Here is a 10,978-nt window from a genome sequence, read left to right on the forward strand (position 1 = left end):
GTTACTCTGCCTGCAGGATCTCGACGATCCGATCGATGACCGATGCGAGGGCCTGGTCGCTGAGACGGCCGGCCCGGTAGAGGATCAGGTTGGCACTAGCGGAAAACAGCCGGTTTGGCCGGACGTTGCTTGGTTTGCGGAGTGTTCCCTCCGTAAAATCCGTGTCGGTGATACCGACGGCATAGCGATCCCGGACCTGCTGGCTCGTGATCTGGCAGAGGATGACGTCGTCTCCGCCGGGCACCGCAACGACAAGAGCCGGGCGCCGTTTCACGGTTGAGAGATCCGAGAAAGGAAACGGTACAATGACGACATCCCCCTTTACAGATCCTTCCACGCCTCTTCCTCCTCGGGCCGGAGCCAGTCTTTCCGGAGCGCGGGCTCGCTCGCGAGGGCGGTGTCGGGGGCGGCCTTCCGGCGCCGGTACTTGAGGTACCGGATGAAATCGAGCACCTCACCGTATGTCCGGGGCGGGAGGTCGTCGAGCTCTCTGATGATCTCCTCTTTGACCTGGGTCATGGCAGCCTCACCTCTGCGGTATACGATCCTCTGGTGCTTCAATCTACATATCTCTGTCTGAAGAGGGGTTGTTTGGGGCGATCTGTGCCCCGGCACTGAGAAAAATTGAGTGGGGGTATTCCCCCCTCTCACGCCAGTGCGGGCACGGCGTCCGCCCAGGTCTCGACCGCAGTCTTGATAGCGTCGTCCTGGTAGGACGAGATCCGGACGGTCTTCCGGGTGAAGGTGACGTAGTAGTCGTCACCCGACGGGTCGTGGCACTTGAGCTGGCAGTAGTAGGTTTCGCCGGCAAAGTTCCGCTCGGCGTCCCCGCCCATCGCGGCCGCGAGGGTCGCGTTGGCGAGCGCCTCCGCGGCGTTCGCGTTGAAGGCGGTGATCGAGGGGGACTGGAGCGAGACGTTCCCGACGCGCTTCCCCTCGCCGTCGATGAAGTCCACCTTCGCGGTGTAGTGCTCGCGGTTCCGGATGACTGCCGGGACGGCGACGCCGTCAGAGCCAGTATACCCGACGCACCCGAAGGGGTTGTCGGCGATGACGCTCTCGATGAGGTTGTTAAACGACGTTACGGTGGCGATCGGGACGGCGAGGTCCCGGGCCGCCGTTTTGTTCACGGTCTTCTGCACGAAGTCTGCCATGGTTGGTTCTCCATGTCTGCATGCTCCCGGGAATATGACAGACAACTATGGGGTTGGCGGGAGAGGATATCTGTCTGACTTTATCGGGGAGCCCGGATTTGGCCCTGATCCTCAAATATAACCCTTACGGTCAGGCTTTTTCTCTCGGACATCCTACTGTCCTTCGGGAGGGTTACCAGGATGACCAACGAGAAGACCACCCGGGAGCTTGTCTACGAGACGAACCGGGATGTGAAGTGGATCTGCCGGACGCTCCGGTGGATGGAGGCGCAGGATGAGGAGTTCGAGGCCCGGATCCGGGCGCTGGAGCGGCTCCCGGGCGGAGAAGGCCGGCGAGGAGAAACGGGTTTCCACCATCAGTGCCGGGGCCGGGGGGGTTGTTGGTGGGGCGGTGGCGGTGATCGTGCGGGTGCTGGGCGGGGGGTGAAGGAGATCGCAGGCAAGGTTGCCATGAGATGGTGACTTCACAACCTGCACACATTTCGGGCCGGAGAATGCGACGGGAACGTGATAGTCACATTCTGGGTCACATTTACACCACCTGCGATGGGCATTACAAGTTCTGAGCGACACAGCAACACATAACAACTATATAATTCATACCATTACACTACAGCACATCCGGGGCAGCCTGACCCCGACAAATGGAGTTGATGGCCGTGGAGTTTACTCTGGATGAGATCGCCGATAGTCTCCCCCACCTGGGTGTGGCAATCCTGCACCTGCTGCATGCAGGAGGCAACTCTGCCGTTCGGGGAGATGTTCTATTCCAGAAAGAACTCTTCCTCATCGGAGATTACATAGAACAGGTAGGAGACGACGCGGATTTCACCCCTCACATATTTGGGCCGTATAGTGAGGCCGCCGAGGTTGCGCTTGGCGAACTTATCTCCCTGGGCCTTGTCAGGAGATCTGAAGGAGGCTATACCCTCACTCCCGATGGAGTCAGGGTCTGGGAGAAGGTGTGCTCCGTGTTCCACACCGAGGAGTCCGGAGCAATTGAAGATTTTAAGGTCTTTATCAACGACCTCAGTGTGGATGAGGTTCTCCTCTTCGTCTACATCACCTATCCGGAATATACCCGTGAGTCTGCAAGACTTCGTGATATCCTGAAAAAGAGAGTCCCGCTCTCGGCGTCGCTGTACCGAAAAGGGAAAGTGAGTCTTGAGAAAGCCGCGTTTCTTGCGGGGATGAATATCGAGTCGTACCTTGATTACCTTAAGAGGTAACACATGAAGATCTTTGACACGTCATCCATTGTCTGCATATTCCGCGAAGTACAGTATCCAAAAATTCTGGATGCCTGCAAAGATCTTGGGTACCGGCTCAGTATCACCCCTCAGGTGTACGAGGGGATCATGGAGAACCCTGAGACGCTTCAGCACCTTGAAGCGTACGGGGACGTTGAGATCATACAGGACGGTGACGCCGAATGCTATGAGAGGCTCGCCAAACGCTATCCCTGGCTGCACAAAGGGGAACTCAGTGTCCTCTGTGCCGGCGTTGCCATAGGGCGGGACAAAAAGCGGTATTATTGCGTCATCGATGAACGAGCCCGGAACTTGCGGGATAAACTGCAGATCCGGGTGACGGGCACTGTCGGGCTCATACTCTGGGAAAGAGAACGGCTTGCCCTGACAGGTGGGGAGTGTCATGATCTCTACAACAGATTTCTGCAATCGTCATTCCATATCAAAAAAGAGGTCCTGCAGGGGTTGTTAAAGTGACGAGAGAAGTTCGAATTACCGACTACGCGTGTGCGGATGATACCGACCTGAGGTCGCTCTCCGCCGACATCGGGTCGGGAAAGATCGTAACGCCAGTAAAGACGATAAATCCCCGTGACTTCTACGCTGACACTGATTTTCCTCGAAACCTGACGAACCTCCACGAGACATATCTCAAGTTCGATGACGAGAGCCTGCATCGCATGGATGAGGACAAGGCGTACTCCATGCAGAAAAACAAGGATATCAGCAGAAACAGGAAGAAAGCGCATCACTGCCCGGGCCTCTGTTTTGTGGAGTTCAAGACCCGGGGGCGGGGAGGCCGCTATCCTACCGCACATGAGATAGACGTCCTGACAAACGCCGCCTACTCGTACTCGGATATCACGCCCATTCCATCCGTCCCGAAGATGGCACGCTCCATCAACAGGGCGAATTTCGGGGAATTTTTACAGTACCTCTCATCCTGCATCGAGACCATCGAGGTGCGGAACAAAAAATGCATCCTCGGGTATATACCTTCAGCTACCGCTCTCTATACGCAGAATATCATTGATTTCTACCTGGATCACGGGATCAATGCATATTACATCGATTTCGACGGGACGATGGTCCAGAGCCACCTCGACTCCCTGAACGCACTCAAGCGGCAGCTTGCGGCAAGAGGATACGAGGAGAATAACTTCCTCTCCTACATCAACGTCAGCTTCGGGAAGGCCATCAACGACTAGAACGTCCTGTCAGCCCGAGATCTTCTCGCCTATGGGTATGGCCTGGACTGCCTCGGCGGCAACCATGTCGGGCCGAAGAGAAACCCCGAGTTCTATGAGTGGCTGAAGGCGCAGAAATCGATCGCCCGGAACACGACGCGCCTGCTGAACATACGGGACTACGGTTACTACAGGGCCGACCTCCTGGGTGAGAAGGCCAGGGGGATTTACCCGGAGGGGGCCCTTATCGGGCACGAGGAGAGCCTTTCGGCGACTGCAAGCCGGCAGAAGAGGTTGCTGCAGATCGTCAATATGCAGCAGCAGTGCCTGGAGGCTGAAGCTCTGAGGGGTGTTATTGATGAGTCAGGGGATGCATCTCTGGACTACTTCTCGTCGAAGAAGAATGTCGTGAAGGGTGATCTCAAGGGCCTTGCAAGACGGGGCGGCCGATGATTCATCCCGGGCGGGGATTGAGGTTCTCCTTCTTCCCGGGCAGGGTCAAACACGCCTGGAAGGTCCGACAGCGGCCCATATCCTGGAGACATTGCAGCGGATTTGCAACAACGAGACCTATGTCTTTTTCAAGGGCGGAGAATAGCAAAAACTCTCTTATGATGCTCCGAATTGTTTATACTGTTTATTGAGACATATTTGATTCATGGAATGGATTGTAACGCTTTCGGGGAGTGTTCACACGTTAGAGGAGCTTTCGAAGGTGTTTAATGCCCAGTTCACGATGAAGAAGCCCCCCAGGTTCGATCCTGGCCGCCGGGGTTGACCGGGTTACACCTTTGCACCCGTTTGCACCTCGTTTGCACCCTGTTTTGCACCGCGAATAACTTCATACCGCGCCATATTCCCGGATCCGCCGGGGGTAATCAGGTATCGCCGGGATGTTTGCACCAGTGCGGATTTCACAGGCACACCCGGGCCCGGGGTGCCCCCGCGGGGAGGCTCTCCGTTCCTGGTGCAAACGGTGCAAACTACTATTCTTATCTGTACATATATCTCCATATGTACCTCTGATAGGAGAATAGTCATCGTTCTGGCCGGCATCTTTGTTTGCACTTTTCCCGAAATTCCGGTGCAAACCCGGTGCAAAGGTGCAAACATGAGGGGGGCTTTCGGTCCCATTCAGAAACCCCTAAACACCCCCACCGCCATAATCTCTTCATGCGCTACATCGTCACCGGTGGGGCCGGTCTGGCTCGAACCTTGCGGATACGCTGGCACAGCACCACGACGTCGTCATCATCGACAACCTCGCCACCGGCAGGCGGGAGAACATCGAGCACCTCCTGGACCACCTCCAAGCCCAGTAGCCTGGAGAGGAAGGCACCGGAATCAGATCGCGTAGGTTATCATCAGTTACGGCAGAAGATGGATCGATGAACCGCTACTGGCCCGGTATCCTCCCTGAACCCCCCGTCCTGACCCTCAACGATATGCGCTGTGTGTTGGCCAACAATCCGGACCGGTCCGGCGACGTGCCCCTATATTACATGTACCGCGACCTCGCCCTCACTGCAGAGGATCGCGCGCACCTCAACGAGCAGAACGCTCGGTTCGACATCACCGTCATTCCACCAGGGACCGTGGGCGGGGAGTACGCCAAGACCAAAGGGCACTACCACCCGCTCAGCCCCTCGGGCATCGATTAACCCGAGCTCTACCAGGTGCTCGCCGGGGAGGCGCTCTACCTCCTCCAGCGAAACGATCTCCGTGATGTCGTCGCCGTCGCCGCGAGGGCGGGGGAGTTCGTCCTCATATCGCCCGGCTACGGGCAGTAAACCCGGGTAAGGAGAAGCCCATCTATGTAGAGGCTGTCTCCGGCCGGACCACCGGCGCTTACCGATCACCTTAAGTGAGTTGTTGACTTTAAAGTAGTATACTTATGATTCAACAATCCTTTGTAGACCGGGAACGTGAACTGCAGTTCCTCACCGATCGGTATCGTTCCCCGGTTCCGGAATGCCTGATCCTGTATGGAAGGCGGCGCGTGGGAAAGACAACGCTTCTTGCCCGACTCCTGCAGACTGTCCCGGGCTTTTACTTCCTGGCCTCCGAAGAAGGGACGGCAAGGAATGTCCAGGATTTCTCCCACTATGCAGGGGAGTACCTGAACGATCCGGATTTTGAGCGGAGTAGATATCCCGACTGGGAGACCGTCATAAAGGCGCTGGTCAGGCACCGAAATTTCTCCCCTCCTCCGGGGAAGAAAATGGTGATTGTCATCGATGAGTTCCCCTACCTCATCGCACGCGACCGGGCCACGCCTTCCGTCTTTCAGAAGGTGTGGGATACGGTACTCTCCCTGGAGCCGGTGATGCTCGTCATATCGGGTTCATCGGTCAGCACGATGGAGACCGAGGTGCTGGGGTACACAAGCCCGCTCTACGGCAGAAGGACGGGGCAGTGGCAGCTCGAGCCTCTCTCCTATCCCTACCTTCGCCGGTTCCTCCCCTACGACGAGGAAGATCTCGTCATGACATGGTGCGCGATCGGTGGAGTTCCTGCCTATCTCCGTCTGTTTCGCCCCGACCGATCGTTCTGGGAGAACGTGGAGGAGCAGATTCTCTGCAAAGGTGCATACCTCTACTCCGAAGCCGAGATCCTGATGCAGTATGAGTTCCGCGAAGCAGGGAACTACATGGCCATTCTCCGCGCTCTCGCCGCGGGGTACACCACCCTGGGACCCCTCTGCCAGGAGACCGGGCTTGATAAAGGGTTGGTCTCCAAGTACCTTGCCGTCCTCTCGCGTATGCACCTGATCAAGGACGAGGTGCCGGTGACCGCCCATGCCGGCTACCGGAGAAGGCATTATCGGCTGGCCGATCCCTATCTCAGGTTCTGGTTCCGTTTCGTGTATCCCCGGAGAGCAGAGACCGAGACGGGGCAGAGCAGGGAGGTGCTGGCCTCCATCAGGGAAGAGATCGCGCCCTATTGCGGAGAGATGTTCGAACAACTCTCTCTCGACCTCGTTCGCAGGGGAATCCTGTTCTCCGGCTCCTCGTATTCGCGACTGGGACGGTGGTGGCAGAAGGAGGTGGAGATCGATCTCGTAGGCCTGAATGAGGTCTCCGGGGATGCCCTCTTCTGTGAATGCAAGTGGTCCGCTCTCAACCGCCGCCAGGCCCGCGGCATCCTTGCGGCGCTCCGGGAGAAGGCCTGCGAGGTGCGATGGCGAAACGAGAGCAGGAACGAACATTTTGCCCTGGTAGCAAAGAGCATAGAGGGCAAAGAAGATCTGAGAAAGGACGGGTACCTGGTCTTTGATCTGGAGGATATCGCCCGGCTTTCGCGGGAGTACCTGACTGGAACGGGCGGGTGAGAGAGGGGATCTCTCGCGCCGCAAGCCTCGCGCGATCGTTTCCACCCGGGGTTTGAGAACTCGGGCAGGAGTTCGAGCACCGCAGGGCGCGAGACGCGAACGAAAGCGAGCGGGAGAACCGCAAGGTGCGAGCGAAGGGGGGTTCGGTGGTGAGCGCCGCGGTCGGCGGGGTGGTGGCGGTGATCGTGAGGGTGCTGGGCGGGGGGTGAGGACGGTAGATGTCCTCCCAGACTCGTATCTAACCTGGAATCCCGGTCCCATTCAGAAACCCCTAAACACCCCCACCGCCATAATCTCTTCATGCGCTACATCGTCACCGGCGGGGCCGGTCTGGCTCGAACCTTGCGGATACGCTGGCACAGCACCACGACGTCGTCATCATCGACAACCTCGCGACCGTGCCAGGCCGGGAGAACATCGAGCACCTCCTCGATCACCCCCGGGTGACGTTTGTCGAGGGGAGCATCACGGACCTCGACCTCCTGATGGAGACGTTCCCGGGCGCGGACGGCATCCTGGCCGGCACCCCCGGTGCCCCGGTCGGTGAAGGATCCCCTTGCCTCGAACGAGGCGAACGTGACCGGGACACTCAATGTACTCGTCGCGGCGAAAGGTTGCAGGACGCTGGCCGTGGTTGCGGCATTCTCGGTCTACGGTGATACCCCCTGTCCGAGACCGTGGAACGTTCGGGTTTACCTTCATCCTCCACCCGGGATGGGGAATACCAGGCACCCGGACGCACCGCCGGACAAATGCCCGTAAACCTTCAGTTTTCTACTTCATTTCAGGGAAGACATCAACGACTCGGATGATGCGAGAAACACACCGGCGGAGCCGTTCCCTGATGTGGCACTCGCTGCCGACGCGCTCGCTCGTATCCACGATCGCCGGGTGGATTTTGTGACGTCGCCGGACGCGCCGCCGGGGCTCTCACGGGATATCGAGGGGGTGTTATCGGGTGCAGATGCGGCGGTGATCTTTTCGGGGAACAAGGAGTGACGGGGGCTTCTCCCCGCACGGGTGAAGGGGTTGTACGCGGCCGGCGATCGTGGATGGACGCAACGTCGTGGATCCGGATGCGTGGATCGGCGCCAGTTTCGCCTACCGCGGGATCAGCCGGGGCGACAGAAATAAGCACGCATTAAGGGAATAACACCCCGTTCCCCCTCATTCTACCGATATGAGGACACCCTTCCACCCTGAGGCAGATTTGATCTCCGTCAACCTTGCTGTCGGGCCGCCATTCAGCGTTGAATGCCCGGGGGTTCTGGATCGAGCTGACCCCCGTATAGAGTGCCACAAGCTATCCGCCACTGGAAGGATTGGTTGACGGGTGAGATCGCTCCATTACGATCAAACAGGCAGAAAGCCCACGACTTGAGTCGTGGGAGCAGTCACCACAAGCAGGAAGTTTGATGGGACCTTCACGCCGTCGGTTTCTTCCCGACGCCAACCGGATCGCCTGCATTGCCTTCTCCAGGTCATCCGCAAGAGGGGCCCGGAGTCCGGCCGCGTGCTCACACTATCGGTATTCCATCTCCAGCAATTTGTGATAATCCATATACATATGGACCGGATCGGTGGATCTTCTGGTTGCTCGTTTGAACCCGAATTTCTCGTAAAATCCCACGGATTCCTGTTTTGAATCCACGGTGATGATCCTGCACCCGACATATTTAGATATATTCATCGTGAGCGCCAGAACCTCACCGAGCATCAGAAACCCGATACCGATTCGTTGATATTTTGAGGAGGTTGCCAGCCGGGCGATCTTTAGAGCGGGGTATTTTCGGTAAGGGTACCCTCGTCTCCCATCCTCCGTGGCTACCTGCTTGACATCAATGCAGTCGGTGACGAGGGTGAAAAACCCAACCAGTTCAGAGTCGATATACGCAAGATGGGTTACCGACAGCCGCTCTTCCTGATACTCCCTTGAATCCTCGATCAAGAACTCATCCAGATCGGCATGACCACACCTGAAGGCTGATACATCCAGGTCACTGGAAAGCGGTAAAAAATGGAGTTCCGGGAGAGGCATATCCTCACAGACGCTGATGTTGCGCTCTGTGCGCCGCAAACCGGATCAGTTTCCGCGCGTCGTCGGTATAGGTGGGCCTCTCCATGTACTCATGGAAACGCCGGGCATCTTCGCCCTCAAGGGTAAGCCCAAGTTCGATTGGTTTCGCCATTGTCACTCCACCTCTGGATACGATATAATAATCGTGGCTACCACAAATAGGTTTCGTCAGGTTCCCGGGTTAACTTTCTCCGAGCTTTCCGGATCCACTCATCACCCCGGATGCAGGGGATCTGTGCATTGGTGGATCTCCTCGCCAGGGTTGTGCAGAGACCGTAGCACTGCCGGCGAGCGTTCCCTCTCCGGTTCTGCCGAACCATTCGCCGTTTGACCGTGGATGACATCGTCCCCACCGGGTGTCGTACGTCGCACCTGATGGTGCTCCCGCTCCGGCGGACCATCGCGTCTCCACCCTCAATCCGGTAGCGCCCGGCCTCGACGGAGATCCTGAGCGGTCCATCCATGCCGTGGCTGAAGGTACCCACCTCCCGGGTCATGGCCGCCCCCGCTCGATGCCGGCCGTATACTGGTGGTTCCAGGTCCCCGGTGGACATGGATCTCGCGAACGGTTCTCCCATACCGCCGGATCCCATCCGACTTTGAGCCACTCTGGCGAGGCATCTTCCGTTCTACCGGATCACCTCATCCCGCCCGTTCCACCCCCGGACGAGCCTTGCGTACCACGGATCACAGGGGCCTCCAACGAGCGGTAGAGCCTCGCCGCAGACATGCCGGGTTCGACCTTCGTCCGGTGGTCGAGGGCGCCGGGCAGAGACTCCTGCAACATGGGCCCACGCTTTGTACCTGTTTTCAGCACGTTGCAGCCGGCGATGCCACTAAAAGGGTGGCGTTGGGGCATTCGATCCTGATTTCCACCCCGCGAGGGTGGTATCGTGAGATCTCTTCCGGCATTCTGGCTTTCGCGCACACCCGCACACCCACTCACCCCGGCGCCGGTACCGGGGGCTGTGTGCGTGTTTTGCTGTACTTCAGTACTAAGAGAGAGACGCATCTCTCTATCTGTACAGGTACTGCTGGAACCGGCCCCTTCCCCGGCCGTTCGATCTTCGCGGCCGGTGCTGGAATCCTGCGGTAAATCTGCTGCAACGTTGCAACCTTCGATGCTCCCGCTCCGGTTATGAACCTGTCGCGAGGTGTAATCATCGGACCAGGGTTTGATAACTTATTGTCCTCCGGGAGGGTTACTGAGATGACCGAGGAGAAGACCACCCGGGAGCTCGGTCTTACGAGACGAACCGGGATGTGAAGTGGATATGCCGGGCGCTCTGGCGGATGGAGGCGCAGGACGCGATGCTTCGTTAGAACCGAAGCGGGAGCACCGACGGTGCGACTCGATGAGTTTGAGAGCCGGCACCGGGCGCTGGAGGGCTGGCGCGCGGAGAAGGCCGGGGAAGAGAGGAAGGTTTCGATGATCGGCGCCGGGCCGGTGGGGTCGTGGGCGGGGTGGTGGCGGTGATTGTGCGGGTGCTGGGCGGGGGGTGAGGACGGTAGATGTCCTCGCAGACCCGTATCAAACCCGGATGCCCGGGTTCAATTCAGAAACCCCTAAACACCCCCACCGCCATAACCTCTTCATGCGCTACATCGTCACCGGCGGGGCCGGCTTGGCTCGAACCTTGCCGACACGTTATCACAGCACCACGACGTGGTCATCATCGACAACCTCGCCACCGGGCGGCGGGAGAACATCGAGCACCTCCTGGACCACCCCCGGGTGACGTTCGTCGAGGGGAGCATCACCGGTCTCGACCTTCTGATGGAGACTTTCCCGGGCGCGGACGGCATCTTCCACCAGGCGGCAATCCCCTCCGTGCCCCGGTCGGTGAAGGACCCCCTCGCCTCGAACGAGGCGAACGTGACCGGCACGCTCGACGTGCTCGTCGCGGCGAAGGACTGCGGGGTGCCGGCCGTGGTTGGCGCCTCCTCGGTCTACGGCGACACCCCGGCTCCGGGGTCAT

15 protein-coding genes and 1 pseudogene are annotated in these 10,978 nt (G+C 58.7%); 10 read left to right on the forward strand and 6 right to left on the reverse strand.

Features of this window, described 5'->3' with window-relative positions:
• Window position 1: 1 nt before the first annotated feature.
• From FKB36_RS13165 to FKB36_RS13175, 3 genes are all read right to left on the reverse strand, one after another.
• Window positions 2–337, reverse strand: coding sequence for a type II toxin-antitoxin system PemK/MazF family toxin (locus FKB36_RS13165; RefSeq protein ID WP_261598553.1), 336 nt, complete (start codon window positions 335–337; stop codon window positions 2–4).
• Window positions 322–519, reverse strand: a complete 198-nt coding sequence (locus FKB36_RS13170; protein WP_261598554.1) for a hypothetical protein — start codon at window positions 517–519, stop codon at window positions 322–324. The genes FKB36_RS13165 and FKB36_RS13170 overlap by 16 nt, the downstream gene beginning before the upstream one ends.
• Window positions 520–647: 128 nt before the next feature.
• Window positions 648–1,154, reverse strand: coding sequence for a hypothetical protein (locus FKB36_RS13175; RefSeq protein ID WP_261598555.1), 507 nt, complete (start codon window positions 1,152–1,154; stop codon window positions 648–650).
• Window positions 1,155–1,334: 180 nt separating this feature from the next.
• On the opposite strand from FKB36_RS13175, the gene FKB36_RS13180 reads away from it, so the two are divergent.
• The 7 genes and pseudogenes from FKB36_RS13180 to FKB36_RS13210 all read left to right on the forward strand — a co-directional run bounded on the left by FKB36_RS13180 (window position 1,335) and on the right by FKB36_RS13210 (window position 6,922).
• Window positions 1,335–1,616 carry a hypothetical protein gene (locus tag FKB36_RS13180; protein WP_315901842.1) on the forward strand — a complete coding sequence of 94 codons (282 nt, stop codon included), beginning with the start codon at window positions 1,335–1,337 and terminating at the stop codon, window positions 1,614–1,616.
• Window positions 1,617–1,807: 191 nt separating this feature from the next.
• Window positions 1,808–2,383: a UPF0175 family protein gene (locus FKB36_RS13185; RefSeq protein WP_261598556.1), complete on the forward strand. Its 576-nt coding sequence runs from the start codon at window positions 1,808–1,810 to the stop codon at window positions 2,381–2,383.
• Between the two features lie 3 nt (window positions 2,384–2,386).
• Entirely contained in the window at window positions 2,387–2,881 is a 495-nt protein-coding gene (locus FKB36_RS13190) for a hypothetical protein (protein WP_261598557.1), read from the forward strand.
• Window positions 2,878–3,612, forward strand: a complete 735-nt coding sequence (locus FKB36_RS13195; protein ID WP_261598558.1) for a hypothetical protein — start codon at window positions 2,878–2,880, stop codon at window positions 3,610–3,612. Before FKB36_RS13190 ends, FKB36_RS13195 begins: the two co-directional genes overlap by 4 nt.
• Before the next feature lie 273 nt (window positions 3,613–3,885).
• Window positions 3,886–4,044: a hypothetical protein gene (locus FKB36_RS13200; RefSeq protein ID WP_261598559.1), complete on the forward strand. Its 159-nt coding sequence runs from the start codon at window positions 3,886–3,888 to the stop codon at window positions 4,042–4,044.
• Window positions 4,045–5,036: 992 nt separating this feature from the next.
• Window positions 5,037–5,381: pseudogene (locus tag FKB36_RS13205) on the forward strand (glucose-6-phosphate isomerase family protein).
• A gap of 104 nt (window positions 5,382–5,485) precedes the next feature.
• Window positions 5,486–6,922, forward strand: coding sequence for an ATP-binding protein (locus tag FKB36_RS13210; protein ID WP_261598560.1), 1,437 nt, complete (start codon window positions 5,486–5,488; stop codon window positions 6,920–6,922).
• Between the two features lie 305 nt (window positions 6,923–7,227).
• Here FKB36_RS13210 and FKB36_RS13215 read toward each other — a convergent pair whose 3' ends face one another.
• Window positions 7,228–7,515, reverse strand: coding sequence for a hypothetical protein (locus FKB36_RS13215; protein ID WP_261598561.1), 288 nt, complete (start codon window positions 7,513–7,515; stop codon window positions 7,228–7,230).
• A gap of 253 nt (window positions 7,516–7,768) precedes the next feature.
• On the opposite strand from FKB36_RS13215, the gene FKB36_RS13220 reads away from it, so the two are divergent.
• On the forward strand, window positions 7,769–7,921 hold the full coding sequence (locus FKB36_RS13220) for a hypothetical protein (RefSeq protein WP_261598562.1): 153 nt from the start codon (window positions 7,769–7,771) through the stop codon (window positions 7,919–7,921).
• A 523-nt stretch (window positions 7,922–8,444) separates the two neighbouring features.
• On the opposite strand, the gene FKB36_RS13225 is transcribed toward FKB36_RS13220, so the two are convergent.
• Together FKB36_RS13225 and FKB36_RS13230 are read right to left on the reverse strand one after the other, a co-directional pair.
• Window positions 8,445–8,960, reverse strand: a complete 516-nt coding sequence (locus FKB36_RS13225; protein ID WP_261598563.1) for a GNAT family N-acetyltransferase — start codon at window positions 8,958–8,960, stop codon at window positions 8,445–8,447.
• Between the two features lie 4 nt (window positions 8,961–8,964).
• Window positions 8,965–9,111 carry a hypothetical protein gene (locus tag FKB36_RS13230; protein ID WP_214076819.1) on the reverse strand — a complete coding sequence of 49 codons (147 nt, stop codon included), beginning with the start codon at window positions 9,109–9,111 and terminating at the stop codon, window positions 8,965–8,967.
• Between the two features lie 1,233 nt (window positions 9,112–10,344).
• Here FKB36_RS13230 and FKB36_RS13235 point away from each other — a divergent pair.
• Together FKB36_RS13235 and FKB36_RS13240 are read left to right on the forward strand one after the other, a co-directional pair.
• Window positions 10,345–10,476, forward strand: coding sequence for a hypothetical protein (locus tag FKB36_RS13235; protein ID WP_261598564.1), 132 nt, complete (start codon window positions 10,345–10,347; stop codon window positions 10,474–10,476).
• A gap of 189 nt (window positions 10,477–10,665) precedes the next feature.
• The coding region (locus FKB36_RS13240) for an NAD-dependent epimerase/dehydratase family protein (protein ID WP_315901843.1) at window positions 10,666–10,978 on the forward strand (313 nt) is incomplete at its 3' end.

This window comes from Methanoculleus formosensis, assembly GCF_025384765.1.
Classification (GTDB): Archaea; Halobacteriota; Methanomicrobia; order Methanomicrobiales; family Methanoculleaceae; genus Methanoculleus; species Methanoculleus formosensis.

Excerpts from the sequence above, each read along its gene's own strand:
- FKB36_RS13170 (WP_261598554.1), bottom strand. The coding sequence starts at position 519 with ATGACCCAGGTCAAAGAGGAGATCATCAGAGAGCTCGACGACCTCCCG.
- FKB36_RS13175 (WP_261598555.1), bottom strand. The coding sequence starts at position 1,154 with ATGGCAGACTTCGTGCAGAAGACCGTGAACAAAACGGCGGCCCGGGAC.
- FKB36_RS13180 (WP_315901842.1), top strand. The coding sequence starts at position 1,335 with ATGACCAACGAGAAGACCACCCGGGAGCTTGTCTACGAGACGAACCGG.
- FKB36_RS13185 (WP_261598556.1), top strand. The coding sequence starts at position 1,808 with ATGGCCGTGGAGTTTACTCTGGATGAGATCGCCGATAGTCTCCCCCAC.
- FKB36_RS13190 (WP_261598557.1), top strand. The coding sequence starts at position 2,387 with ATGAAGATCTTTGACACGTCATCCATTGTCTGCATATTCCGCGAAGTA.
- FKB36_RS13210 (WP_261598560.1), top strand. The coding sequence starts at position 5,486 with ATGATTCAACAATCCTTTGTAGACCGGGAACGTGAACTGCAGTTCCTC.
- FKB36_RS13225 (WP_261598563.1), bottom strand. The coding sequence starts at position 8,960 with ATGCCTCTCCCGGAACTCCATTTTTTACCGCTTTCCAGTGACCTGGAT.
- FKB36_RS13230 (WP_214076819.1), bottom strand. The coding sequence starts at position 9,111 with ATGGCGAAACCAATCGAACTTGGGCTTACCCTTGAGGGCGAAGATGCC.